Source organism: Mycobacterium sp. smrl_JER01 (assembly GCF_048513595.2).
Lineage (GTDB): Bacteria > Actinomycetota > Actinomycetes > Mycobacteriales > Mycobacteriaceae > Mycobacterium.
In genome coordinates this window covers 1,494,029-1,518,140 of record NZ_JBLXXK020000001.1, presented here as the reverse complement: position 1 = coordinate 1,518,140, position 24,112 = coordinate 1,494,029, and the positions used below count along the sequence as shown (strand labels likewise).

Sequence of the window (24,112 nt, the reverse complement as noted above, 5' to 3'; positions counted from 1 at the left end):
GCGGGTTCGTCAGCGTAGCTCTGAGGAGCGGCCGCACCGATTTGCCGCAACCGCGTCCCGGCGTCCCGATTCCGCACATCTGCACAGCGCCTGACCGTGTAGCCGCGAACCGGTCCGAGGCCGATCCCGTAGCCGAAACCCCCATCACCGCGCAAAGACGTGACTCGGCGAACATGATCACGCTTTCCCTAGTCAGCGCGGGTGTTTACGGCATCGCCGATTAGCACAGCGAACTGTCCACCGATGACGTAGATTTGGTTTCTGTGCGACGCCGGGCGCCGAGGCGGACGCACCGACACGGACACGCATGTTCGCTGTCCACGGCGCACGTGTGCGCTCAGATCGCGACCGAGCGATCGTCGAGGGGAGTCGCGATCTGAGCGCACACCTGGGCTCACAGCGTCCGGGTGCTGGTGAACCGCCGGGGTACGCCGGTGAGCGGATCGGTGAACGCCAACGTCTGCGCGAGCAGCTTCAGTGGCGTCGAGAAGTCACCAGAAGCGATGTCGATGACCTTGGGGTACAACGGATCCCCGGCGATCGGAATGCCCAGCGAGTTCATGTGGACCCGCAACTGGTGGGTGCGTCCGGTGCGGGGCGTGAGTCGGTACCGCCCGGCACCGCAGTGCTCCACCAGGGTCTGCGCGTTCGGCTCCCCCGGCTCCTCGACGGCCTGTAAGCTCCCGCGCCGCTTGATGATTCGGCTGCGCACCGTCACCGGGAAGTTCCCGGTGCACGGTGCGGCCGACATCGCGAGGTAGGTCTTGACCACCTCCCCGCGGGCGAACAAGGTCTGGTACGCGCCACGGACCTCACGACGCGTCGTGAACACCAGGACCCCGGCGGTCAACCGGTCCAGCCGGTGCGCGGGGCTGAGTTCGGGCAGATCGAACTCGCGCCGCAACCGCACCAACGCGGTCTGGGCCACATGGCTGCCTCGTGGCATGGTGGCCAGGAAGTGCGGTTTGTCGACGACCAGCACATTGTCGTCGCGGTACAGCACCGGGATGTCGAACGGCACCACCACTTCCTCGGGCAGGTCGCGGTACAGGTAGACCACCGAATTGGGTTGCAGCACAGTGGATGCGGTCACCACTGAGCCGTCGGCGGTGACGACCTCGCCACCGAGCACCTTCTGCGCGGCCGCCTCACCGAACCGGTCGGCCAGTTCGACCAGCACCGCTCCACCGCGCAACCGCACCCGCGCCGGCCCCAGCCCGTCACGCACCGGCAGCGGGGCCGGCCGCCTCACTTGAGCGGCACCGGTTCGAGGATCTCGGCGCGCGCCTCAGGCGCCGCCGCCCGCAACGCGTCGGCGGATTCATCGTCGGGCTGGGTCTGGGACAGCACTTCGGCCTCCACCCGCGCCAGATAGGTCTCGACCTCGCGGTCGACATCCTCGGCGCTCCACCCGAGAAGAGGTGCGACGACCTCGGCGACCTCGCGGGCGCAATCCACACCGCGGTGCGGATACTCGATCGAGATCCGCATCCGCCGCGCCAGGATGTCCTCCAGGTGCAGTGCCCCCTCGGCGGCGGCGGCATAGGCGGCCTCGACCTTCAGATACACCGGGGCGTCGGTGATCGGCTCCAGCAGTTCGGGCCGGTCCACGGCAAGTGCGAGTACCTCTGCGATCAACGATCCGTAGCGGTCCAGCAGGTGCCGCACCCGGTAGGGGTGCAGATCGTAACTGGCACCCACGCTTCCGGTTTGGTTCACCAGCGCGAAGTACCCGTCGGCGCCCATCAACGGAACCTTCTCGGTGATCGACGGTGCCACCCGGGTGGGGATGAACTCGGCGGCCGCGTCGATGGCGTCCTCGGCCATCACCCGGTAGGTGGTGTACTTGCCGCCCGCGATGGCCACCAGCCCCGGGGCAGGTACCGCCACCGCGTGCTCACGCGACAACTTCGACGTCTCCTCGCTCTCCCCGGCCAGCAGCGGGCGCAGCCCGGCGTAGACCCCGTCGATGTCGTCGTGGGTCAGTGGGGTGGCCAGCACCTTGTTGACGTGGCCGAGGATGTAGTCGATATCGGCCTTGGTGGCGGCCGGGTGCGCGAGGTCGAGATTCCAGTCGGTGTCGGTGGTGCCGATGATCCAGTGCGTGCCCCACGGGATGACGAACAGCACCGACTTCTCGGTGCGCAGGATGATCGCGACCTCGCTGACGATGCGGTCGCGGGGCACCACGATGTGCACCCCTTTGGAGGCACGCACCCGGAATCGGCCGCGCTGCTTGGACAGTGCCTGGATCTCGTCGGTCCACACCCCGGTGGCATTGACCACGACATGGCCACGGACGTCGGTCACCGCGCCGTCCTCGGAGTCACGCACCCGCACCCCGGTCACCCGGTCGCCCTCGCGCAGCAGCGCCACCACCTGTGTCGAGGTCCGCACCACCGCCCCGTAGTGGGCGGCGGTGCGGGCCACCGTCATGGTGTGCCGCGCGTCGTCGACGACGGTGTCGTAGTAGCGGATTCCGCCGACCAGCGAGCTGCGTTTGAGTCCCGGCGACAGTCGCAGCGCGCCCGCCCGGGTCAAGTGCTTCTGCGGCGGAACCGATTTCGCCCCGCCGAGCTGGTCGTAGAGGAAGATTCCGGCCGCGATGTAGGGCCGCTCCCACCATCGGTTGGTGAGCGGGAACAGGAAAGGCAACGGCTTGACCAGGTGTGGCGCCAGTGTCGTCAGCGACAGCTCACGCTCGTGAAGGGCCTCGCGCACCAGGCCGAACTCCAACTGCTCGAGGTAGCGCAGCCCGCCGTGGAACATCTTGCTGCTGCGGCTCGACGTGCCCGAGGCGAAGTCGCGGGCCTCGACGAGCGCCACCTTCAGGCCGCGGGTGGCGGCGTCGAGCGCGGCGCCGGCGCCCACGATGCCACCGCCGATGACGATGACGTCGAACTGTTCGCCGCCGAGCCGCTCCCAGGCACGGATGCGCTGATCGGGGTGAAGCTTGGATTCTCGCTCTGGCTGGCCCACGCAGTACTCCCCTAGTTACCGGTCAGTACCTACCAACCCTACGTGCAGCGCGACCGCCGGGCCCGGCAGACCTGCGCCGGATCCGAGCACCACAGCCGTGGCGGCACCGACCTGGATACGTTCGCCGCCGGCCCCGTAAACACCGGTTGTCGAACCGGTGAAGACATCGTTGATCCAACCCGCCCCGATGACGCGCACCGCCTCGACATTGCTGCTGCGCGGAACACCACAGGTGAGAAAGCCCACAAGTCCAGAGCTGGGACCCTCGGCGTCGGTGTGTCTGCCGCCGATCAGCGTGACGCCCACGAAGCTGTCCGGCCGCGCCTCGAGCAACGCGCTGGTCCCCAACCCGAATGCGTTGCACGGGCCGCATTCGCCGGCGATCTGGTAGATCGGTCTGGCGTTGGCGCCGGTCAGCGCGGCAGCGCCGGCGGCGATCCCGCCGCCGTTGTCCACACCGTCGAACATCACCACCGCGCGCAACCCGGCGATCGCGTTGCTGGTGGTGGCATAGGCCGCCGCGGAAGCGGCCAGGTTGCCGCCGGCGGACTGACCGGCGAGCACGTATTGGGTCGGGAGAGTCACCGGATGGCCGGCGGCCAGCTCAGCGCTCGCCGTCAGCGCGTGCCGGTCACCGGCGAACAGCTCGGCGACGGCGCGGTGCATCGGCTTGCCGTTGACCCAGCAGGTCCCCTCGGCGAACGGGTTCGACGGCACCGTCGGCACCACCACCAGGCTGTTGGTCTGCTCGGCGAGATGCACGGCCAGCGCCGACACGTTCGCCTTGGAGCGGAAGAACCCGTGCTGCAGGTAGATCAGCCCCGTCGGCGGCTCGTCCTGGTTCGGGAAATACCAGTCGGCGTCCAGCGTGACCCCGCAGCCGCAGTTCACCTCCAGCGGCGAGGTCCGGCGGGTCACCAGACTGCCGGGCGGGATGGCCGGCGTCGGATCGAACAGCCGGACCAGGCCCGACAACGTGGTGAACAGCCACGACCCGATCAGCTGGAGCAGCGACGGCTGGGCGGGTGGGCCGGCCAGATCGTCCGTTGCCGCCGCCGCCCGCAGCGTGGTCATGGCGGTGGAGACGGACCCGGCCGGGTCGACGACCTCGGCGCCCGCCCGGGCAGCCGCGTCCGCCGGCAGGTCGACCGGCGCCTCCGCCGACGGGTCGGCCGGAGTTTCGGGTGCATCGTCGTCCCCGGACGCGCCCGGGGGCATGTCAGTGTCGGCGGGCAGGACAGCATCGGATGGGGCCGGCGAGACTGCGGCCGGGGTGGGCGGCGCCGGGTCACGGTCGACCGCATGGATGTCGACGCCAGGGTCGCCGTCACGGTCTACCGCCACGATATCGGCGGCCCCGGAGTCGGTACCGGCGTTGATGTCGGGCTCCTCGGTCACCGGGCCCGCGTCGTCCGCCGTCCCGCCGGGACCATCGTCCGCCGTCCCCCCGGGACCATCGTCTGCCGTCCCGCCGGGACCATCGTCTGCCGGATCGTCGACATCGGCGGCATCGTCAGGGTCGTCCGTATCGCCCGCATCGTCAGGGTCGTCCGGTGTACGGGGGTCCGGGGTGTCGTCCCGGTCGCGATCGATAACCGATTCGGTGGGCGACCTGCCCACGTCGCTACGGTCGGTCCCGGTCGCGGCCGTCGTATCGGTGTCAGCGAATGCCGCCGTCGGCGCCAGCAGGAGCGCGACGACCACGCCGACAAGGACTACCACCCAGCGCATGACCATGGCGCCCATAATTCAGCAAATTGCCGGATCAGACAATTACCAGGGTATGACGGCCTACGCCGCAGTCGGCAAAACCGCGTCAGTCCAGGTCGTCGTGGGCCATCAACCGGCGGGCGGCCTCCACGATGGACCCGGACAGCGACGGATACACCGACAGCGTCTGCGCCAGGTCCGTCACCGAGATGCGGTTCTGCACGGCCAGCGCGATCGGCAGGATCAGCTCCGAGGCGATCGGCGCCACCACCACGCCGCCGATCACCACCCCGGTGGCGGGCCGGCAGAAGATCTTGACGAACCCGTGCCGCAACAGCGACATCTTCGCGCGGGCATTGGTGCTCAGCGGCAGCATCAACGTCCGGGCCGGCACGCTGCCGTCGTCGATGGCCGCCTGCGGGATGCCGACCGCGGCGATCTCGGGACGGGTGAACGTCGCCGAGGCCACCGTGCGCAGCCGGATCGGCGACACCCCTTCCCCCAGCGCGTGGTACATCGCGATCCGGCCCTGCATCGCGGCCACCGAGGCCAGCGGCAACAGACCGGTGCAGTCCCCGGCGGCGTAGACGCCCGACGCCGGGGTGCGCGACACCCGGTCGACCGGGATGTAGCCCCCCGGCTTGAGTTCGACCCCGACTCGCTCGAGCCCCAGACCGGCGGTGTTGGGGACCGAGCCGACGGTCATCAGCGCGTGGCTGCCCTCGACGACGCGACCGTCGGCGATCGCCACCTTCACCCCCGTCTCGGTGCGGGTCACCGAATCGGCACGGGCGTTCTTGACCAACGTGACACCACGCTCGTTGAACACCTCCTCCAGCGCGGCGGCGGCGTCGGAATCCTCATGCGGCAGGATCTGGTCACGGCTGGCCACCACCGTCACCGTCACCCCGAGCTCGGTGTAGGCGTTGCAGAACTCCGCACCCGTCACGCCCGACCCCACGATGACCAGATGGGTGGGCAGCTCGTCGAGGTCGTAGACCTGCCGCCAGGTCAGGATGCGCTCGCCGTCGGGCACCGCGTTGGGCAGCACCCGCGGGCTGGCCCCGGTGGCGATCAGCACGACGTCGGCTTTGAGCACGCCGACCTTGCCGTCGGTGGTGGTCACCTTGACCCGGTGGTGGGCCATGCCGGCGATGTCGTCGACGAGTTCGCCGCGGCCGCCGATGATCGTGACGCCCTGGTTGAGCAACTGGCTGCCGATGTCGGCCGACTGCGACGCGGCCAGCGTCTTCACCCGGTTGTTGATCTGACGCAGTGAGATCTTGGCGTCGTCGATGCCGATGTCGTAACCGAGGCCTTCGGCACGGCGCAGCTCGGTCCGGACCCCGGTCGAGGCGATGAAGGTCTTCGACGGTACGCAGTCGTAGAGCACACAGGCCCCGCCCAGGCCGTCCTGGTCGATCACGGTCACCTGGGTGACGTCGCGTCCCCGCGCGGCAGCCACCAGGGCCGCCTCGTATCCCGCTGGTCCTCCGCCGATGATCACGATGCGCGTTACCACGGTGCCAACCTATGCCACCTCGCCGGCCGAGGCGTTCACATACAGGTCCCGCCGCAGGACGGCGGGGCGTCTAAGCTTCTCGCGTGCCGATCTACGCCGCCTACGGATCGAATATGCATCCCGAGCAGATGCTTCAGCGGGCCCCGCACTCCCCCATGGCCGGGACGGGCTGGTTGCACGGGTGGCGTCTGACCTTCGGCGGTGCGGACATCGCCTGGGAGGGGGCGCTGGCCACCATCGTCGAGGACCCGACCTCCAAGGTGTTCGTCGTGCTGTGGGACGTCACCAAGGAGGACGAGGAGAACCTGGACCGCTGGGAGGGCTCCGAGCTCGGATTCCACAAGAAGATCCGCTGCCGGGTGGAGCGCACCTCCTCGGACACCGACACCGACCCGGTACTGGCCTGGCTGTATGTGGTCGACGGGTGGGAGGGCGGCATCCCGTCCGCGCGGTATCTCGGGGTGATGGCCGATGCGGCCGAAATCGCCGGGGCGCCAGCCGAATACGTGCACGATCTGCGAACTCGGCCGGCCGGCAACGTCGGACCGGGCGCTTAGCTCAGACCGGGGGCCAGTTCAGCAGCGCCGCGTCGGCGACCCGCTGGAGTTCCCGGCGGCCTGCCCCGTTGGCCGCCTGGACCGCGATGCCGTTCCCGATGGTCGCGACGTAGCGGGCCAGCAGCCCGGGATCGGTGCCCGGCGCCAGATCGCCGTCCTTGATCGACTTGCGGAATCGCTCACGCAGCCGCGACACCGTCTGCTGTCGGTAGGCGATCAAGGTATCGCGCGCCGACTGTCCGGTCTCGCCGGATGCCAGCGAGCCTTGCACGATCAGGCATCCTGCGGGCCCGCCCGGACGGGTGGTGGTCAGCACGCTGCCGCGCAGAAAGGCCGCCGCCACATCGCGCGCCGTCGGTTCCTGCAGTGCGCGGGTGAAATATCCGGCCGGGCCCTCCACATAACGCTGCAAGGCGGCCTGAAACAGCTGCTCCTTGTTGCCGAACGCCGCGTACATACTGGTGCGGGTGATGCCCATGGCGTCGGTCAGGTCGGCCAGTGAGGCCCCTTCGTAGCCCCGCTCCCAGAACACCCGCATCGCCCGCTCGAGCGCCTCGTCGGCGTCGAAACTCCTCGGCCTGCCGAGGGACGGTGTTCCTGAGGCACTCATGACACGCACGAGCGTACCCCTTCTGGACCGATCGGTAGCGAAGGGCGGCGATCAGACAGCGTTATGTACCGATCAGTGCGTAAGTGCTACGGTGGCCCAGTCACTTATGTACCGATCGATACCGAATGCAAAGGGTTCCCCCTCATGGGCTTACTTGAAGACAAGACCGCGGTCGTCACCGGCGCCAGCTCCGGCATCGGACTAGCTGCCGCACAACGGTTCGCCGCCGAAGGGGCGCATGTCTTCATCACCGGCCGACAGCAGGCCGCTTTGGATGCCGCCGCCGCGGCCATTGGCCCGGCGGCCACCGCCGTGGTGGGCGACATCGCCCGCTCCGAGGACCTCGACCGGCTCTACGACGCGGTTCGCATTCGTGGTCGCGGCCTCGACGTACTCTTCGCCAACGCGGGTTATGCCGTGTTTGGCCCGCTGACGCACGCCACCGAGCATGACTACGCGCAGAACTTCGACGTCAACGTCCGCGGGACGTGGCTGACGGTGCAGAAGGCCGTCCCGCTGTTCAACAACGGCGCCTCGGTGATCCTCAACTCGTCGATACGGGCCGACGACGGATGGGAGAACTTCGGCTTGTACTCGGCGTCGAAGGCGGCGGTGCGTTCACTTGCCCGCAGCTGGGCCCGCGAACTCAAGGACCGGGGCGTGCGGGTCAATGCCGTCTCGCCGGGATCCATCGACACCACCGCCGTCGAGAAGGTGGTCGGGTCCGATACCGCAGCGGCGTTCAAAGCCGAACTGGCCAAAGGTGTTCCGATCGGCCGGCTGGGCCGCGCCGAGGAGGTGGCGGCGGCTGTGACGTTCCTGGCGTCGGCCGACAGCAGTTTCGTCTACGGCGCGAACCTCGACATCGACGGTGGAGAGCACCAGTTCTGAATGTCGGGTCTGCGCGGCGACACCGGAAAGGGTTGCGGTTGACGGTGAACAGTCTTCACAGCGGGGCAGAACCAGAGCAGGCTGTCGCATTACCGCCGTTACGTTTCGCGGTGAACATCGCCTGGTCCGCTCGCTCGATGGTGGCATCGAGCAGCGCAGCAGGGTCACCGTCAGCAGCAAAGTCGGCGACGGCCACGCCGGCAACGCCGACGCTTGCGGTGACGGCGTAGTCGCTTTGGGTAGCGATCGCGGCTCTGACTCGATCGAGGTCGCGTTGGGCCGGCCGGCCCGGGGCGAGGTCGACGACGACGAATTCTTCGCCGCCTACCCGTGCTACCAGCGCACTGCCCCGCACTGCGGACTTGATGTGCCGCGCGGTGCCTATCAGCACCGCGTCGCCCACCTTGTGACCGAAGTTGTCGTTGATCTCCTTGAAGCGATCTAGGTCAATGACCATCACGGTGACCTCGGTGTCCGTCGCGGCGGCATTCTGCACGAGGTCTACACACTGCATGTGCAGGCCGCGTCGGTTGAGCAGACCGGTCAGCGGATCGCTGATCGAGTGATTGGCGTCGTTCCTGAGAGCCCAGATCGCGGCTTGGATGCCCAGCGGTGTTCCGACGAGGAGCGCCGTCGACAGAAGTGTCCTTGCCGTGAAACCGGCAACGTCGAGCTCCGCGTCGATACCGATCCGAACGGCCACGGCCACCGTCGTTGCTAGAATCCAGGTTATATGGCCGACAAGCGCTTTGGGCCCTTCGAAGAAGATCAGATACACCGAGAGCATGGTGAAGAAACTCAACCCGAACGAGCTCATCACCCAGCTCGCATCGAGCACGACCATCACAGTGATCGCGATGTCGGCGGTGACGACGAACGCGACCGACGCCCACCGCGGCGGCCAAGGACGGAAACACCACACCCACGCCCAGAACAGCTGCAGCACGACAAACACCGCAACGGCAAACCGCGACGCTGAGTTTCCGGCGGAAGGCAGCAGGACCACCGCCGAGATCACCGCGTCGAAGCCCGTTCCCAGGCCGATCAGTACCTGGACCGCCGTGGAGATTGACCGCTTGCTGAAATACTGCACCTGTGCGGGGTAATCGACCGGCTCACTCCACCAGCCGCGGACGAGACGGCCGAACCGCACCACACTTCTCAAGTACGCCAACTCGCCACCCCCGTCAGCGGCACCACCACCGAGCCGGCCGGCTCGGTCGGCCGGCGAACCTGAGGCCGTCTGGCCCGGCAACAACTATAGATGCCAGATCCGGCGACGAATTCACACGACCCTGCACGCCACGCCCCTGCGCTCGCAAGGGCCGTGATGGTGGGCGCAAAGTGCACCGGACGTTGCCGGGCGTTACGAGCGGCGTGCCCTCAGCGGGAGGGAACCAGCGGACTCGTCGGGACGGGCGGTGTCGGCAGCAGGATGCGAACTGGGTTCGGTGGCTCGGCCGCAGAACAGGCACACCGGGCGGCCATGTCCAGCGATGGGTAAGGGCGAAAAGTGTTGTAGGTGTGTTCGATGACGGACATCTAGTGGTTGCGGAGTCGATCGACCGACACCGTGGCCGCCCTGGACTTTGATCTACAGGCCATCGGGACGAATGGGGGCGTCTTCTCCCGGGAGATCGGTGGCAAGTTGCTCCCGAATCTCCTTTGGCACCTGCACGCCCCGCACACGCAGCTCCGCGATGAAGCGGGCGGCGAGCGGGTCGGGCGCTGAAGGAGTGATGGCCACGAGCTGGCGGAACCAGCGGGGTGAGAAGGACCGTACGGCGCCGGGGAAACCCATGCCGACCGCACTGATTGGTGTGATGGCGACACCGAGCCCCGCGGCGGCGAGCTGGGGTGCCGATGCGGTCACGGCCGTTCTCATCACCGGATCCGGGCGGACGCCGGCCTCGGCCAGTGAGTAATCGAGCCAGGAAACCAAACCGTTCTCCGGGGCGAAGTGAACAAGGGGGACTCCGTCGAGTTGATCGAGTCGTACCGCGGGCTGTTCGGACAGAGGATGATCCAATGTCGTTGTCAGGACGACCTCTTCGTCCGTCACCGGGGTGATGGTGAACCGTTCAGGGATGGACGTGGGGGCCGCGGCGAACGTCACGTCGACCTCATCGTCGTCGAGCACCTGCAAGAGCACATCCATCGAGGTCGATTCCCGCAAAGTGAATCTCACTGCGCTTTCGTTCTGGAGCCATTGGTGGATCACCGGGGCGAGGAATGCGACTGTAAGGCTTTGCGCGCAGGCAAGACGCAGCGATCCGCTGGCGCCTTCCCCGACGACGCGTGCTGAGCGTACGGCCGCTGCTGCCGCATCGAGTGCTCGCCGGGCGTCGGCCAGGGCGGCACGACCGGCGGATGTCAACCTCACTCCCCGCCCTTCGCGTTGGAACAGCTGCGCGCGTGTCTCGCGTTCGAGTGCGGCAAGCTGTTGAGACACTGCGGGTTGCGACGAATGCAGCGCTTCCGCGGCTCGGGTGATCGATCCGTGGTCAGCCACTGCCACCAGGGACTCCAGGGCCCGCAACGACACCATCTCCGCAGGCTACCTGCTCAAAACTTCACTGCGCCTCTAGCGCGCGTGCGCCGTGTGGTGATGGTGGGCGAGGGTGTCAACTCCGAAGTCGCCCGTTGGATCCCTCCAGACCGCATGAACATGGTTGGCGCGGCGCTGGGTATTGTCGTACTCGATCAGGATCTTGGGGCCTTGGATGCGGTAGTAGTGCGGTTCACCGGCCTTCACCGCCCCGGCCCACGCCACGTGTAGTGTGTCCAACTGGTCATCTCCCCGGTATCGAACCTGGTACGACTCGGCGATCGGTTCAGCCGCCCGGGTGAAGTACAGATCGAGAAGCGTCCGGAGGACATCCCGCTGCGTCGCGGTCATGGCGGCCGCCGGCAGGCCTTTCGGGACCCCGGTCAGTGCGACCTGTGCGTCGTCTTCGGCTGAGTAACCAGAGCCGGACTGCATGGCCTCGTTGACCTGGACGAGCTGGTTAGCCACCGTGCTATCGCTGAACCGGCTTCGGAACACATCGGGCAAAGGAAGCCGCTGGTTGCCCTCGGAGACCAGGGAGCGGTTTGCTCCGACGAGATCTGAGACCGCCCGGGGATGAATCAGTGCATGCGACCGCTGGTCGTGGTCAAAAGAGCTCATCAGGTCGAGGGCGACGTCCTGCACGCTGACCAGCGGTTGCAGAACACTGCCGAGCAGTGGTGCGGCCGCCGGGTCCGCCCCCAAGAACAGCGGAGTGGTCGATACGATGCGTCCGTCGACGATCAGTTGGTTGACCGAGACGTGATGGCCGCCGAATCGCCACCCCCACAGTCGATCACCCGGGGTTCCGAACACGCTCATGTAGTACATGCCGGGGTCTCTGCCCCGGTCTCGCTCGAAGGTCATAGACCACCCCTCCAAGCGGTCGAGCACGTTCTCCATGCCCATGACCGTGACCAGGGTGACGTACCCGGCCTCCGAAAGCCCGGTCGCAAGAATTTGCATCGCCAGGCGATGCTGCGCCGGACGCTGGTCGACCAACGGGAGGCCGCCGTGATCGGTCGGAGTGTAGAACCACAGCAGGCGCTCATTCTCCGAGGTCCCTGGAGGTCCAAAGGTGGCTCGTGCGCGCTGCTGGTTGGACAGGCTGTCGAGCCATCCCGCAACTTTCGCGGCCAGCTCGACGGCAAGAGGCCGGGTCGCGTCGAGCGCATTGATCTCAGCGGGCGTACGAGGCGCTCGGAAGGTGAACGTATCGAGGGTCATTGGTGGATCTATGGTTTCAGTCTGCGCTGCCGTACAGGTAGTCGATGAGGCCGTCGACCGGCTCGCCGGCTTTCAGCAGGTCATCGAACCCATTCTCGGACGAGGCGATCTGCTCGGCCCGCTCGAGGACAGTGTGGATGAGCTTATGTGGGATGCAACAGATTCCGGTCTCGTCGGCGATGATGAGATCGCCGGCCGTGACCTGGATATCGGACAACCGGATCGTCCCGTTGACCTCGGTGGTGATGCTGCGCCACTTTCCGGTGACCGGAGTGTGATCTCGCGACCACACAGGGAAGTCGAGGGAGCGTGATCTGCCCAGATCACGGACACCACCGTCGACTATTGCGCCCGCCAGCCCTTGTCGCTTTGCCACCGATGCCATCAAGCCGCCCATGTTCGATATTTCGGCAAGGCCCTCGATGACCAAGATGTCCCCGGGGCCCGCAGTCCGCAAGGCGAGGATTTCAGCCATCCGCCAATCCTTGTCCGATACGGCGGCGAATGCTGATCGCGACTGGGCCACGTTTCGCACCGTCGTGGCGTTTCCGACGATTCGTTCCTCGGGCATAGACGGGCCCAGCCGTGACGTCGGGATCGCACCGTGGACACCCAACTCATCGAGCACATCGGAGACGGTGCTGGACAGGTCATCGAGGGCGAGGAAGCGCTGGATCGTTGTCGGGTCGGTCGGTGGAAGCGGATCGTGAATTGTCGCCCAGTCGAACCTCACGTCGACAGACCCCACGGGCCTTCGGTCAGTCATTCAAGCCTCCTCGCTAAAACACGTTGTCATGCAATCGGTTCCGACGCGAGCAGCGTCATTTCCGTCAATCGCCCAACAGTATCCAAAGCCCACCTCCACGCGCCCTTCGATCTTTGAATGGCTGCCATTTGTCGCCCTTATAGATGCCGCCCCGACGTCGATGGCTAGCCCTATGCGTTGCCGCACCGCACTTGCCAATGCGATTCAAATCACTTACCGTTCAATATCACTCGCTGCTCACAGACGAGATTCGAAGGTTCTTCCTATCTGGACGTCATCGGATGACGGCACTATCAATGGAGATGGCATATGGACTACCTGCTTTCAAAAAAGACGGCAATCGTCACCGGTGGGGCGTCGGGTATCGGGCTCGAGACAGCGAATCAATTGCTCGCCGAGGGCGCCAACGTCCTGGCCGTCGACCTTGACGTCGCTCCCCTGGTTTCTCGGCAGGACCCGCAGCTGCGGTCATTCCAGTGCGACCTCACGGATTCGAATTCGGCGCCGGCTGCGACCGCTGCAGCGCTGGAAGCCTTTGGCTCCATCGATGTCCTGATCTCCTGTGCCGGCATCGCACCCGTTCGCAGCAGCGCGCTCGCGGGAACCGACGCCGATTGGCAGCACACGCTCGATGTCAACTTTCTGAGCATCGTGCGAATGTGCCGCGAAGTGGTGCCTCACATGAAAGCGGCCAACGCCGGATCGATCGTCAGCGTTGCTTCCGATGCCGGCCGCATGCCGGACCCCTTCTTCGCTGAGTACAACGTGTCCAAGGCGGCGATCCTCATGTTCATGAAAGCACTGTCGATCGAATTGGGCGGCACGGGAATTCGCGCCAACAGCGTCAGTCCGGGGCCCGTGCGCACGCCGATGTGGGACCGGCCGGGCGGATTCGGCGATTCTGTCGCTGAATCGTTCGGGATGGAGAAGGAAGCCGCTATTCAACACTTCGCGGTGAATGTACGCAAGCTTCCTCTGGCCCGACTCGGCACGGTGGCCGAAGTGGCCGCGGTCAACCTCTTCCTCGCGAGCCCGCTCTCGTCATTTGTCACCGGCGCCGAATACACAGTCAACGGTGGGAGTATTCCGACCGTCTGATGCAAAGCTCGCTATCTGCAAGTACTAGCAGTCTCGCACGTATGATCGCGCAGAACGCGAACTTGCCTGCGAAAGAATGGAATTGGATACACATGCGATGAGTCGATTTATCCCTACCGCAACCAACGTCGACCATATCGGGTGGTCGGTTCAAGACCTGGATGCTGCCGTAGCTTTCTGCGTCGAGGTTCTCGGGGGCCAGGAAATTCTCAGAGCCGGGCCTTTCTCCGATCCCACCGGTGACTGGATGTCTACACATTTCGACGTCGCTGCGAGGGCCTCGGCATCTCTTGCGCTCGTCAGGATGGGCGCGACTCAAGTGGTGGAGTTCATCCAGTGGAACACCGCTAATCGTGAAGTGGCGTGGCCGCTGAACAGTGATGTCGGCGCGTCGCACCTTGCGATCCACGTGCGCGACATCGACCAGGCGATGGGATACCTGCAACAGCACGGATGCAGCCCGTGCGGCGACCCTATCCTCCTGGAAGGTGTACCCCATGCCGGTCTGACAATCCTCTACGTCCGAACACCCATCGGGCTGATGGTGGAGTTGGTGTCCCGTCCCGCCGGTGATCTCCCCTATGAGGCCACCACTGATGCCCGACTCCTCATGCCGACGCAGGAGTGGAACAACGGACAAGCTGTACCTACGAACTCGAAGGAAACGTCATGAGTATTGAGACTGTCGCCGGCCCGGATGTCGTTCCGCTTCCTCGAGAGATCATCAAGGATGCTCGAATGATGATCATCGGGTACCGGCCCGAGAACCCGACCGCGGCGCGGCGAGCCCTCCCCGACCGGTTGGCACCCCATCCCGACGGGATCGTGCTCCTCAACCTCTGGACCGCCGAGGATCCCGGACGCTCATCAGGGCTGGGGACCTACGGGCGCCTTTCCTGCGGCTACATCGCCCCGGAAGTCAGCGGATACGACACCCAGACAAGCGATGGTAGTTCAACTGGGCATGGCCGCTTCTTCGCCCACCACTGGTTGGAGTCAGAGGGCATGCGGTCCTTTGCCAAGGCATCGTGCGGGAACCGCGCGGAGGTCGGATGGGTGAAGCACACCGAGCCGCGTCCCGGCGAACTGATCCAGGAGCTCTACGTCGACGACAAGGTTGTGGTGAGAACGACCTCGACTGTCGGTACCGAGACGATGGCATCGGTTGGCGGGCACCTGAACTACTTCACGAACTTCGCCGGCTCAGACGGTCGCGAACAGATCGCACGGGTGGCGGTACCGTTCGTCGCCGATGTCAAGGAAGCAAAGGTCAACTCAATCGAATGGCTCTTCGATACCGACCACCCCGCCGCGGCGCTGACCCCCGGCTCGGACCCGGATGTGGCCAGCGTTCTCTTTGGTGACATCACCTGGGCACCGTTCACGGTGGCCGAAATACTCTGAGGTCCCCAGTAGCAACAATTCCGTGACGACAGACTGTCGCATACGAAAGTAGTTCAGGGGCTTACGCGTTCACGACAGGTACGTACTGTGAGAGGTAAAGACGATGGCTTATGACCTTCATCCGGAGGCCCGCGCGCTCATTGAGTCACGCCCGTGCGCCCATCTGGTGACAATGCGGCCTAACGGCCGCCCCCACGTGTCCTTCATATGGATCGATGTCACGGATGACGGGCAAATCCAGTTCGGAACACCGCCGTGGCGGGTCAAGGGGAAGAACCTCGCACACGATCCTCAGTGCACTTTCTCCATCCAGGACAATCAAAAACTCGAAAGCGGTTTAACCCGGCATCTCCTCATCGATGGTGTCGCGTCGATCGACGACGACCTCGAACGCGGTCAGAGATTCATGGATCAGCTGTTTCACAAGTACACCGGTGCCCCCAGATTCGAGCTGAACGAAGGCGGGCATCTCCTCGTCACTGTTGACATCACGCGGGTAACTGGTGTTGGACCTTGGCACACCGGCAAGACGACATCCTATGGAACGCCTATCTGATCTCACCCCGATTCACGGGTTGCCACGTGCAACAGCATGCATCAAGGCGACAGCGCCCGCCCTGCCGGCGAGGACGCAGGGCACAGCGACCCATTCATTGCCTTACCGTGACCTTATTTTCCTCTTACTTTTCTTAAGAAGCGGGTAGGGTGGCTCGAAAGCGGCCGACGCAACGGAAGGAACCCGCATGCTTCCCACACCCCAGCGGATCGTCCTGGTCACCGGCGCATCGAGAGGAATCGGCGCCGAAGTGGCCCAGCTCAGCGCGGGCCCCGACACCCACGTCCTGGTCAACTACCGCGGCCACGCCGAGCGCGCCGAGGCGGTGGCCGCAGCCATCCGGGCCGCGGGAGGGCATGCGTCCACCCTCGCCGCCGACGTCCACGACGAGGCCGACGTCACCGCAATGATCGACACGGTCCGGGCCCGCTTCGGCCGCCTGGACACTCTCATCCTCAACGCGTCCGGGGGTCCGGAGCTGGGCGCCGACCCCGGCTACGCGATGCGCCTCAACGGCGACGCCCAACGTCGGCTCGCGACGCTGGCGCTGCCACTGATGCCCGTCGGCGGCCACATCGTGTTCGTCACCAGCCACCAGGCCCACTTCTATCCGCACAAGGCGGTGCCCAAGGGCTACGCCGGCGTCGCCGCGAGCAAACGGGCCGGCGAGACCGCGCTCTACGCCATGAGGCCGGACTTCGACCGGGCCGGGATCCACTTCACCGTGGTATCAGCGGAAATGACCGACCATGTCGTGGTGCCGGCGGTGGTCACCGCGGCGACCACCGCGCACCCGTCCGGGATGGTGTACGTCGGCCGGGCCGCCTATCTGATGACCGCCTGAGCCCGTCACGTCCGGTACCGGGGGTCAGCTCGGTGACACCGGGGTCGCCGGGCTGGGCCACGGTGACGGCCTCGGCCGGGTCCGGATGCGCTGTGGCCACCAGAACCAGCGGCCCATCAGCGCGGCGATCGACGGCGTCATGAACGACCGGATCACCAGGGTGTCGAAGATCAGGCCCATGCCGATCGTGGTGCCCACCTGACCGATGATGGTCAGGTCGCTGACCGCCATCGTCATCATGGTCAGCGCGAACACCATTCCCGCCGCGGTCACCACCGAACCGCTGCCACCCATGGTGCGGATCAGACCGGTGTGCAACCCCGCATGCACCTCTTCCTTGAGCCGCGAGACCACCAGCAGGTTGTAGTCCGCGCCCACCGCCAACAGGATGATCACCGCCATCGGCAGCACCATCCAATGCAGCTCGATACCGACCAGGTGCTGCCACACCAGCACCGAGAGCCCGAAGGACGCCCCCAGCGACAGCACCACCGTGCCGACGATCACCGCCGCAGCCACGATCGCCCGGGTCAGGATCAGCATGATGATGAAAATCAGTCCGATAGCGGCGATTCCGGCGATCAACAGGTCATAGCGGGTGCCGTCGGCCATGTCCTTGAACGTCGCCGCGGTGCCGCCGAGGTAGATCGTCGAGCCCTCCAGCGGCGTGCCCTTGATCGCCTCCTTGGCCGCGGTCTTGATCGCGTCGATCTTCTCGATTCCGGCCGGGGACAACGGATCACCCTCGTGGGCGATGATGAAGCGCACCGCATGACCGTTGGGCGAGATGAACTGTTCGATGCCACGCTGGAAGTCGGCGTTGTCGAACGCTTCCGGCGGCAGATAGAACGTGTCGTCGTTCATCGCGTCGTTGAACGCATCGCCCATCGCGGTCGCATCCACGCCCATCGCGGCCGCCTGCTCCAGCTGCCCGTTCTGGGTCTGGTACATCGTCAGCATCATCTCGCGCTGCGACTTCATCGACTCGATCTGCGAGGGCATCAATGCGACCAGCTGCGGCATCAGCGCGGCCAGGCGCTCCAATTCCGGAACCAGGTCCTGGATGTTGTCGGTCAGCAGGTTCGTCCCGTCGATCAGATCGAACAGCGACCGCATCGACCAGCACACCGGGATGTTGTAACAGTGCGGTTCCCAGTAGAAGTAGTTGCGCACGGGGCGGAAGAAGTCGTCCAGATTGGCGATGTGATCGCGTAGCTCGGTGATGTCGGCGGCCATGGTCTTGGTCTTGGTCACCATGCTCTGGGTGATCTCGGCCATCTGCCCCATCAACGCCTGCATCTTCTCCATCGTGTTGATGGTCGTCTGCAGCGCGTCGGCTTGGACGAGCATGTCGTCCATCCGGTCGAGCATGTACTTCTCGTTGAGCTGCTGGGTGGTGCCCTGCCGGCTCATGATGTACGGGATCGTCGTGCTGCTGATCGGAGTGCCGTCCGGGCGGGTGATGGTCTGCACCCGACCGATACCCTCCACCCGGAACAGCGCTTTGGCGATCTTGTCGATGACGATGAAGTCGGTCGAGTTGCGCAGATCGTGGTCGGTCTCCACCATCAGCACCTCGGGATTGAGCCGTGCCGGGGAGAAATGCCGCTCGGCGGCGGCATAACCGACATTGGACTGGATGTCGGCAGGCAGGTAATTGCGGTCGTTGTAGCTGGTCTGATAGCCGGGCAGCGCCAGCAACCCGATCAGCGACACCGCGACGCTGGCCACCAGGATGGCGGCCGGCCACCGCACGGTGGCCGCGCCGATCTTGCGCCAGCCCCGGACCCGCATCGCACGCTTGGGGTCGAGCAACCCGAACCGGCTCGCGACCGTCACCACGGCCGGACCGAACGTCATCGCCACCATGATCAGCACGATCATGCCCAGCGCCAGCGGCACACCCAGGGTCTGGAAATACGGCAGCCGGGTGAAGCTCAGACAGAAGGTGGCACCGGCGATGGTCAGCCCGGACCCCACGATGACGTGCGCCGTGCCGCCGAACATCGTGTAGTAGGCCGACTCCGCCGTGGCACCGGTCCCGCGTGCCTCCTGATACCGGCCGATCAGGAAGATGGCGTAGTCCACCGCGATCGCGATGGCCAGGGTCACCAGCAGGCTGGTGGCGAACGTGGAGAGCCCGATGATCTCGTGGAAGCCCAGGAACGCCACCGCGCCGCGCACGGTCATCAAGCTCAATCCGACCATCACCAGGATCAGCAGCGTGGTGACGATGGAGCGGAAGAACAGCACCAGCATGACCGTGATGACGAGGAACGTCAGCGCCTCGACTACCCGCATGCTCTCGTGCCCGGCGTTCTCCTGTTCGGCAGCCAGCGCCGACGCTCCGGTGACGTAGGCGCGGACACCGTCGGGGGGTTGGCTCTCGGCCACCACGTCCTGGACGGCCTTGACCGATTCGTTGGCCAGCGCCTCACCCTGGTTGCCGGCCAGATAGACCTGGAAGTACGTGGCCTTGCCGTCGGCGCTCTGGGCGCCCGACGCGGTCAGCGGATCGCTCCAGAGGTCCTGAATGTGCTCGACATGGGTGGTGTCGGCGTCGAGCCGGCTGATCAGATCCGCGTAGTAGCTCCTGGTGTCGTCGCCGAGCGGCTCCTGCCCTTCCAGCACGATCATCACCGAGCTGTTGGACTCGTACTCCTCGAAGACCTCGCCGATGCGCTGCATCGAGATCACCGCCGGCGCCTCGTCCGGGCTCATCGACACCGACCGCAGCTTGCCCACGGTCTCCAGCTGGGGCACCGAGATGTTGAGGAACGCCGCGATCGCGATCCAGATGAGAATGATCGGGATCGAGGCACGACGGATGAAGCGGGCGATGCCGAAAAAGTGCGGTTTCGACTGAGTGTCTTCGCCTGAGCGACTCATCGAAGCCCGTCCACCGTGCGACTCCTCCAGAGGGTTACTCGAAAGTCGTTACGGCACTGCCGCCTTCGACAGACATGTCCAAATCTGTAGAGATACACTAACCAATTGGCCAACCGAGGACAAGCCGCCCGCCGCGACAGTGGCCCGCCACCCGGCCGAGCCGCAATGTGACCGAGGCTACAGCGGGGCACCTCAGCTGTGCTGTGCTGCGTGGTCGATCAGGTTGACCATCAGCCGCACCCCGACCCCGAGCGCCCGTTCGTCGAGGTCGAACGTGGGCTGATGCAGATCCAGCTGCGGGCCGCGTCCACTCCACACTCCCAGCCGCGCCATCGCGCCGGGCACCTCCTCCAGATACCAGGAGAAGTCCTCGCCCCCGCCGGACTGCCTGGTATCGGCCAGCACGTCCGGCCCGATCTCCTCGATCGCGTGCATCATGATGCGCGTCGAGATCTCCTCGTTGACCACCGGCGGCACACCGCGGCGGTACTGCACCACATGCTCGATTCCCAAGGGGGCAAGCAGGGAGGAAATCGCCTCCTGCACAATATCTTCCAACGTCAGCCAAGTCTCCCGGCTGGCGGTCCGGATGGTTCCGGCCAGCGTGCCGGTCTGCGGGATCGCGTTTGCGGCCACCCCGGCGTGCACCGCGCCCCACACCATCACGGTGCTGTTGCGGGGGTCGATGCGCCGCGACAGCACCCCCGGCACCCCGGTGATCAGCGTGCCCAGCCCATAGACCAGATCCCCGGTCAGATGCGGACGCGATGTGTGCCCACCCGGCGAGTGCAACGTGACCTCGATGTGATCGGCCGCCGAGGTGATCGGCCCGGCCTTCACCGCGACCCGGCCCACCGCCAGATGCGGATCGCAGTGCAGCGCGTAGATCCGCGACACACCGGTCAGCGCGCCGGCGGCGATCGCGTCGATCGCACCGCCGGGCATCAGCTCCTCGGCCGCCTGGAAGATCAGGCGCACCCCGACGGGCAGTTCGGCCTCGCCCGCCATCGCCAGCGCCGCCCCCAGCAGTATCGCGGTGTGCGCGTCGTGACCGCACGCGTGCGCGACATTGGGGGCCTCGGACGCGAACGGCAGCCCGGTGCGCTCGGCCATCGGCAACGCGTCCATATCGGCGCGCAACGCCACTCGCGGCGCGTCGTCGGGCCCGAAATCACACGTCAGACCGGTCCCCCCGGGCAGCACCTTGGGGTTGAGGCCGGCGTCAGCGAGCAACGACGCGACGAACTGCGTGGTCGCGAACTCCTGCCGACCCAACTCGGGATGACGATGGATGTGCCTGCGCCACCCGACCAGGTCGTCGTAGTGCTCACTGAGCCAGCGTGCGGCCGCATGCTTGAGCACACTCATGACGTCCGCCTCTGCCACTGCTCGAGCACCCGGCTCCTCTCCTGGTCTGATTCGGCCAGCCTCACGACAGTACGGGCCAACATGATCGCCCCCTCCACCACCGCGGTGAACGCCGGCTGGTGGATGGACGCTCCCCCGGCGTCGATGCCGACGATCGGGTGGATGCCGGGCATCACCTGCGTGACGTTGCCCATGTCCGTACTGCCCAGCGGTAGCGTCGCCTCCAGTTCCGCGGGCACCGGCACCCGACCCAGCCGGGTCATCTCGGCGCGAAACGTCTCGGCCAGCCACCCGTCGGGGGTCAGCTCGTCGTACGCCGGCGCGGTGTCGGAGACGCTGTGCTCACACCCGGTCGCCACCGCCCCGGCGGCGAAACACCCGGTCATGCGAGACTCCAACTCCCGCAACGACTCCGAGTTCGCCGCCCGCATCGTGTAGCGCATCTCGGCCCGGCCCGGGATCACATTGGAGGCCTGGCCGCCGTCGGTGACGATACCGTGCACCATCTGGCCGGGGGCCAGCTGCTGACGCAACAAGCCGATCGCCACCTGCGCCACCGTGACGGCGTCGCCGGCGTTGACACCGAGGTGCGGTGCGACCGCGGCATGCGATTCCCGACCGGTGTAGCCGATCGTCATCTCCGAGAGCGCCAGCGAACGCGCGGCCGCGATGTCGACCGGGCCCGGGTGCAGCATCACCGTGGCGGCGACGTCGTCGAACACCCCGGCGTCGAGCATCAGCGCCTTCCCGCCGCCCAGTTCCTCGGCGGGGGTACCGAGCAGCACCACCGTCAAGCCCAACTCGTCGGCCACCTCGGCCAGCGCCAGCGCGGTGCCCACCGCCGACGCCGCTATGATGTTGTGCCCGCAAGCGTGCCCCATCTCGGGCAGCGCGTCGTACTCGGCGCAGATGCCGACCACCAGCGGGCCGCCGCCGTAGACCGCGCGGAACGCGGTGTCCAGGCCTGCCACGCCCGCCGAGACCTCGAAACCACGCTCGGCGACCAGGGCCTGGGTCTTGGCGCAACTGCGGTGCTCGTCGAAGGCGAGCTCCGGTTCGGCGTGGATGGCGTGCGACAACTCCACCAGGTCACCGCGTCGTCGCTGCACGGCGTCCTGGACGCGTGTCGACGGGGTGGCAGTGGGCATGCCGGCCAGTATCTCACTGCACATCAACCGCAACTGACCTACACGAGCGCCCCAGCTAAGCTGCCGGCTGTGGACGACCCGGCAGCAGAGGCCCTCCTGGCAGCCGACACGCTGCGCGATCGCACCGGCGCCGACACCTACGACGTCGCCGTCGTCCTGGGTTCCGGCTGGGCACCGGCCGCCGCGCAGCTGGGCGACCCGACCGTCGTCGTCCCGATGGCCGAGCTCCCCGGCTTCAGCCCGCCCAGCGCCCAGGGCCACGGCGGACAGGTGCTCTCGCTGCAGGTCGGGGGGCACCGCGTGCTGGTGCTGCTGGGCCGCGTCCACGCCTATGAGGGCCACGACCTGCGTCACGTCGTGCATCCGGTGCGCACCGCCTGCGCGGCCGGGGCGCGCACGGTGGTGCTGACCAACGCCGCTGGCGGATTGCGGTCCGACTTCGCGGTGGGTCAGCCGGTGCTGATCAGCGACCACCTGAACCTGACCGCGCGCTCACCCCTGGTCGGCGCGCAGTTCGTCGACCTCGTCGACGCGTATTCACCCCGGTTGCGGGACCTGGCCCGCGAGATCGACCCGTCACTGTCCGACGGTGTCTATGCCGGGCTGCCCGGCCCGCACTACGAGACGCCGGCCGAGATCCGGATGTTGCGCACGTTGGGGGCGGACCTGGTCGGGATGTCCACGGTGCACGAGACGATCGCCGCGCGAGCCGCCGGCGCCGACGTGCTGGGGGTGTCGTTGGTGACCAACCTGGCGGCCGGGATGACCGGCCAGCCGCTCTCGCACGCCGAGGTGCTGGAGGCAGGCCGTCAATCGGCTGCGCGGATGGGTTCCCTGTTGTCGTCGGTGATCGACCGGCTCTGATCCGCGCCGAGCCGACGGCCGACCCACACCACGGCGCGGGCCATCAGCGGTGCGGCGAAGAGCATCAGCAGGATCCGCACCACCTGCGCGGCGATGATGAACGTGACGTTGGATCCGGTCTCGACCGCGGTGGCCAGCACCGCGTACACCCCGCCCGGGCTGGTTGCCAGATAGCCCTCCAACAGCGTGAGGTCCGCGACCCGGGCGAGCATGACGCCCAGGCCGGCGGTCGCCACACCGATGAACACGATCAGCCCGAGTGCTGCGGGCAACAGCCGCCCGACGGTCTTGAGTGACTCCCGGGTGAAGGCCAGCCCGGCCTGCCAGCCGATCAGCAGGTAGCCGGCCTGGACCAGCAGCACCGGCACCGAGAGCCCGAAGGACAGGCCACTGACCTCGAGCGCGACCGTCAACGCCAGCGGGCCCAGCAGGCCGGCGCCGGGCAGCCGGATCAGCCGACCACCGGCCGCCCCCACCAAGATCAGCCCCGCCAACATCGCCAGGCTCAGATACCAAGGCGCGGTGGTGGTTTCGGGTGGGATCGGCCTCCCGGAGCGGTCCGCATGGTAGATCAGCGTGACCACCACCGGCATCGATGCGGTCACCAACGCCACCCGCAGGTACTGCACGACGGCCACCACCCGATCGTCACCGCCGAGCTCACGGGCGATGGCCACCAACCCGGACGCGCCGCCGGCGACCAGCGCGAGCGAACCGGTCAGCGCGGTGACGTCGCGGCGCAGCCCGAGCAGTGCGCCGGCGAGCACGCTCAGCGCCAGAGTGCCGACTGCGACGGCCAGCACGATCGGCCAATCGTCCTTCAGCGCCGCGAAAGCGTCCTGCTGCACCATGGTGCCGATGTACACGCCCAGCACACCCTGTGCGGCGACCCCGAGCTTGCGGGGCACCCGCAGCGGACCGGCCGACAACAGCGCGAACGCGATGCCGACGACCAGGGCCGCGAACAGCGCCGCCGACGGCACGCCGAGTCTTGTCAGCGGGATGGTGACCGCGCAGGACACCGCGAGCAGCGCCGCCCAGCTGAGAAGTTTCTGCCACCATTTCATCGCAATGGCAAGTATGCTCTTAGTAAATCAAGATCTCAACAGGAGCAATGCGACGTGACACACA

Annotated in this window: 22 protein-coding genes; 9 read left to right on the top strand and 13 right to left on the bottom strand. The window is 66.6% G+C overall.

Annotated features, from left to right (window positions below; genetic code table 11):
* Positions 1-394: 394 nt before the first annotated feature.
* The 4 genes from ACNUDN_RS07235 to ACNUDN_RS07220 all read right to left on the bottom strand — a co-directional run bounded on the left by ACNUDN_RS07235 (position 395) and on the right by ACNUDN_RS07220 (position 6,211).
* Positions 395-1,252: a pseudouridine synthase gene (locus ACNUDN_RS07235; protein WP_419121316.1), complete on the bottom strand. Its 858-nt coding sequence runs from the start codon at positions 1,250-1,252 to the stop codon at positions 395-397.
* Positions 1,249-2,979, bottom strand: coding sequence for a glycerol-3-phosphate dehydrogenase/oxidase (locus tag ACNUDN_RS07230; RefSeq protein ID WP_419121315.1), 1,731 nt, complete (start codon positions 2,977-2,979; stop codon positions 1,249-1,251). Before ACNUDN_RS07230 ends, ACNUDN_RS07235 begins: the two co-directional genes overlap by 4 nt.
* A gap of 15 nt (positions 2,980-2,994) precedes the next feature.
* On the bottom strand, positions 2,995-4,716 hold the full coding sequence (locus ACNUDN_RS07225) for a hypothetical protein (RefSeq protein ID WP_419121314.1): 1,722 nt from the start codon (positions 4,714-4,716) through the stop codon (positions 2,995-2,997).
* A 79-nt stretch (positions 4,717-4,795) separates the two neighbouring features.
* The gene (locus tag ACNUDN_RS07220) at positions 4,796-6,211 is read right to left on the bottom strand and encodes an NAD(P)H-quinone dehydrogenase (RefSeq protein ID WP_419121313.1); all 1,416 of its coding nucleotides are present in this window, start codon (positions 6,209-6,211) and stop codon (positions 4,796-4,798) included.
* Positions 6,212-6,294: 83 nt separating this feature from the next.
* On the opposite strand from ACNUDN_RS07220, the gene ACNUDN_RS07215 reads away from it, so the two are divergent.
* Entirely contained in the window at positions 6,295-6,768 is a 474-nt protein-coding gene (locus ACNUDN_RS07215; RefSeq protein ID WP_419121312.1) for a gamma-glutamylcyclotransferase family protein, read from the top strand.
* A 1-nt stretch (position 6,769) separates the two neighbouring features.
* On the opposite strand, the gene ACNUDN_RS07210 is transcribed toward ACNUDN_RS07215, so the two are convergent.
* Positions 6,770-7,378: a TetR/AcrR family transcriptional regulator gene (locus ACNUDN_RS07210; RefSeq protein WP_419121311.1), complete on the bottom strand. Its 609-nt coding sequence runs from the start codon at positions 7,376-7,378 to the stop codon at positions 6,770-6,772.
* A 144-nt stretch (positions 7,379-7,522) separates the two neighbouring features.
* Here ACNUDN_RS07210 and ACNUDN_RS07205 point away from each other — a divergent pair, with 144 nt between their 5' ends.
* On the top strand, positions 7,523-8,269 hold the full coding sequence (locus tag ACNUDN_RS07205) for an SDR family NAD(P)-dependent oxidoreductase (protein ID WP_419121310.1): 747 nt from the start codon (positions 7,523-7,525) through the stop codon (positions 8,267-8,269).
* 55 nt (positions 8,270-8,324) lie between these two features.
* Here ACNUDN_RS07205 and ACNUDN_RS07200 read toward each other — a convergent pair whose 3' ends face one another.
* Positions 8,325-9,047, bottom strand: coding sequence for a GGDEF domain-containing protein (locus ACNUDN_RS07200; protein WP_419121309.1), 723 nt, complete (start codon positions 9,045-9,047; stop codon positions 8,325-8,327).
* Positions 9,048-9,054: 7 nt separating this feature from the next.
* Here ACNUDN_RS07200 and ACNUDN_RS07195 point away from each other — a divergent pair, with 7 nt between their 5' ends.
* On the top strand, positions 9,055-9,375 hold the full coding sequence (locus tag ACNUDN_RS07195) for a hypothetical protein (RefSeq protein ID WP_419121308.1): 321 nt from the start codon (positions 9,055-9,057) through the stop codon (positions 9,373-9,375).
* Between the two features lie 488 nt (positions 9,376-9,863).
* On the opposite strand, the gene ACNUDN_RS07190 is transcribed toward ACNUDN_RS07195, so the two are convergent.
* Genes ACNUDN_RS07190 through ACNUDN_RS07180 form a run of 3 tightly spaced genes read right to left on the bottom strand, consistent with a single transcriptional unit; the run spans position 9,864 to position 12,810 of the window.
* Positions 9,864-10,817, bottom strand: coding sequence for a LysR family transcriptional regulator (locus ACNUDN_RS07190; RefSeq protein ID WP_419121307.1), 954 nt, complete (start codon positions 10,815-10,817; stop codon positions 9,864-9,866).
* 36 nt (positions 10,818-10,853) lie between these two features.
* The gene (locus ACNUDN_RS07185) at positions 10,854-12,044 is read right to left on the bottom strand and encodes a DUF3500 domain-containing protein (RefSeq protein ID WP_419121306.1); all 1,191 of its coding nucleotides are present in this window, start codon (positions 12,042-12,044) and stop codon (positions 10,854-10,856) included.
* 16 nt (positions 12,045-12,060) lie between these two features.
* The gene (locus ACNUDN_RS07180) at positions 12,061-12,810 is read right to left on the bottom strand and encodes an RraA family protein (RefSeq protein WP_419121305.1); all 750 of its coding nucleotides are present in this window, start codon (positions 12,808-12,810) and stop codon (positions 12,061-12,063) included.
* Positions 12,811-13,119: 309 nt separating this feature from the next.
* Here ACNUDN_RS07180 and ACNUDN_RS07175 point away from each other — a divergent pair, with 309 nt between their 5' ends.
* From ACNUDN_RS07175 to ACNUDN_RS07155, 5 genes are all read left to right on the top strand, one after another.
* The gene (locus ACNUDN_RS07175) at positions 13,120-13,908 is read left to right on the top strand and encodes an SDR family NAD(P)-dependent oxidoreductase (protein WP_419121304.1); all 789 of its coding nucleotides are present in this window, start codon (positions 13,120-13,122) and stop codon (positions 13,906-13,908) included.
* A 76-nt stretch (positions 13,909-13,984) separates the two neighbouring features.
* On the top strand, positions 13,985-14,581 hold the full coding sequence (locus ACNUDN_RS07170; RefSeq protein WP_419121303.1) for a VOC family protein: 597 nt from the start codon (positions 13,985-13,987) through the stop codon (positions 14,579-14,581).
* On the top strand, positions 14,578-15,312 hold the full coding sequence (locus tag ACNUDN_RS07165) for a hypothetical protein (protein WP_419121302.1): 735 nt from the start codon (positions 14,578-14,580) through the stop codon (positions 15,310-15,312). The genes ACNUDN_RS07170 and ACNUDN_RS07165 overlap by 4 nt, the downstream gene beginning before the upstream one ends.
* A gap of 103 nt (positions 15,313-15,415) precedes the next feature.
* Positions 15,416-15,868, top strand: a complete 453-nt coding sequence (locus tag ACNUDN_RS07160; RefSeq protein ID WP_419121301.1) for a PPOX class F420-dependent oxidoreductase — start codon at positions 15,416-15,418, stop codon at positions 15,866-15,868.
* Between the two features lie 187 nt (positions 15,869-16,055).
* Positions 16,056-16,712: an SDR family oxidoreductase gene (locus tag ACNUDN_RS07155; RefSeq protein WP_419121300.1), complete on the top strand. Its 657-nt coding sequence runs from the start codon at positions 16,056-16,058 to the stop codon at positions 16,710-16,712.
* Positions 16,713-16,736: 24 nt separating this feature from the next.
* Here ACNUDN_RS07155 and ACNUDN_RS07150 read toward each other — a convergent pair whose 3' ends face one another.
* The 3 genes from ACNUDN_RS07150 to ACNUDN_RS07140 all read right to left on the bottom strand — a co-directional run bounded on the left by ACNUDN_RS07150 (position 16,737) and on the right by ACNUDN_RS07140 (position 22,117).
* Positions 16,737-19,601 (bottom strand): MMPL/RND family transporter, encoded by a 2,865-nt coding sequence (locus ACNUDN_RS07150; protein WP_419121299.1) that lies wholly within the window; start codon positions 19,599-19,601, stop codon positions 16,737-16,739.
* A gap of 192 nt (positions 19,602-19,793) precedes the next feature.
* Positions 19,794-20,969 carry a M20 family metallopeptidase gene (locus tag ACNUDN_RS07145; protein WP_419121298.1) on the bottom strand — a complete coding sequence of 392 codons (1,176 nt, stop codon included), beginning with the start codon at positions 20,967-20,969 and terminating at the stop codon, positions 19,794-19,796.
* Positions 20,966-22,117, bottom strand: a complete 1,152-nt coding sequence (locus tag ACNUDN_RS07140) for a M20 family metallopeptidase (RefSeq protein ID WP_431959599.1) — start codon at positions 22,115-22,117, stop codon at positions 20,966-20,968. Before ACNUDN_RS07140 ends, ACNUDN_RS07145 begins: the two co-directional genes overlap by 4 nt.
* A gap of 60 nt (positions 22,118-22,177) precedes the next feature.
* Between ACNUDN_RS07140 and ACNUDN_RS07135 the strand changes: the two genes are divergently transcribed.
* Positions 22,178-22,981, top strand: a complete 804-nt coding sequence (locus ACNUDN_RS07135) for a purine-nucleoside phosphorylase (protein WP_419125050.1) — start codon at positions 22,178-22,180, stop codon at positions 22,979-22,981.
* Here ACNUDN_RS07135 and ACNUDN_RS07130 read toward each other — a convergent pair.
* A complete protein-coding gene (locus tag ACNUDN_RS07130) occupies positions 22,927-24,048 on the bottom strand; it encodes an AbrB family transcriptional regulator (protein ID WP_419121296.1) in 1,122 nt (373 codons plus the stop codon). The two genes, ACNUDN_RS07135 and ACNUDN_RS07130, sit on opposite strands and share 55 nt — an antisense overlap.
* Positions 24,049-24,112: the final 64 nt, after the last annotated feature.